This window comes from Flectobacillus sp. BAB-3569 (genome assembly GCF_002270355.1).
GTDB classification, from domain to species: domain Bacteria; phylum Bacteroidota; class Bacteroidia; order Cytophagales; family Spirosomataceae; genus Flectobacillus; species Flectobacillus roseus.
Genome location: NZ_NJFZ01000164.1, coordinates 1 through 423, shown reverse-complemented (window position 1 = coordinate 423; position 423 = coordinate 1). Strand labels below are relative to the sequence as shown.

Genomic DNA, 423 nt, shown 5'->3' with positions numbered 1-423 from the left:
CAAACTTTCAAACTCTCTAAGACCTTTAGGGAATTCACTTAAGAAATGTTTGATTTTACGAATAGCTTCGGCAGAGAAGTCACGCTCCATACCACAAACGCCCCATGTTGGTAGTCAAACGAGCACCACATAGTTCTTCGTAAATTTCATATATATGCTCTCTCCACTGCATTACATACAAGAAACCAGTCATGGCACCAGTATCTACAGCGAGTACCGAGTTACAAATAATGTGGTCAGCGATACGAGCCAACTCCATCATAATCACACGCATATATTGTGCTCTTTTAGGCACTTCAATACCCAACAGTTTTTCTACAGTCATGTGCCAACCCAACTTCTTCGAAAAGGATTCGTTGATGCGTTTTTCAAAGAAGTGAGTAGTTGTCAAATAACAAAATTTAGAATTTAAGTAAAAAAGTT

1 pseudogene is annotated in these 423 nt (G+C 38.5%); it reads right to left on the bottom strand.

Annotated elements, in window-relative coordinates:
* Positions 1–337, bottom strand: a pseudogene (locus tag BWI92_RS26845) (NADH-quinone oxidoreductase subunit D); the annotation flags it as partial.
* Positions 338–423 lie beyond the last annotated feature (86 nt).